We start from the raw sequence: 935 nt of genomic DNA on the forward strand, positions 1-935 counted from the left end.
CAATCCTCTGCCAAACTCTCTTTTTCGGCAGCGGTTTTCTCACTATCGTCAGGCTCTAAAGCGAGAGACAAGCGCCCCTCCTCATCATAAAACCAAACCGGAGCAGACACTCTTTTCCCTGAGGATAGAAAGGGGACAAATACGACGGGATATTCAAGACCTTTCGAACTGTGGACCGTTACAATGCGCACCAACTGATCATCGCTTTCTAGGCGTATTTCACGCTCTTTTCCTAAAGTCGAATCGTCCTCCTCGAGCTGTCGGGCAAACCAGTGCAAGAGACTTGCAGGGCTGCCAATGCGCGCCGATTGGGCTTGGAGTAATTCGGCAATTTGACCGACATTGGAGAGTTTGCGCTCCCAGAGCAATTCTTGGTCCTCTGAACCTTGCCAATGCTCCAACGCGCCAAAGCTGACCAATGCAGAGCGAACCGCTGATAAAACCCCGTGATCCTGCCAACGGAGTGCAATCTCTCGCAGGCGCTCCGTCCAGGAAAAAGAAATCGCTTCATTTTGCTGCATTTCCATTAAGGACCGATCACTGAGTCCCCAGAACGGGTCACTCAAACACTGCATGAGCGCGCGCTCACTCGCCGTATTTTGAGCGGCGAACAATAGGTTGTAGATGGAGACGGCCTCCGGAGTGTGAAAGATTGAGTGCCGATTATCAAAGCTCGCTTTCACGCCCTGCGCGAGCAAATGCTGCTGCATAACCAGGGCTTCATTTCGGTCTCGAACGAGAATCGTGATATCTGCGCTCTTAACCTGCAATGACGCATCACCCAGCAACTTAACGAGACGCATTGCACAAAGGCGCGCTAACGCATCTTGCGTACCTTCTTTGTTGCGTTTCTTATCACCGTCTGTCTCATTACATACCTGATCGATATACAGCCCAGCGCCCCATTCAGGTTTGCGCATATTCGTACCGGAGCG

At 51.7% G+C, this 935-nt stretch carries 1 protein-coding gene; it reads right to left on the reverse strand.

The genetic code is table 11. The annotated features are described in order from the left end of the window. Positions 1 to 920, reverse strand: a 920-nt coding sequence (locus tag A3750_RS23975) for a 3'-5' exonuclease (RefSeq protein WP_197475285.1), incomplete at its 3' end; no start/stop codon positions are given. Positions 921 to 935 lie beyond the last annotated feature (15 nt).

The organism is Oleiphilus sp. HI0079, from assembly GCF_001635105.1.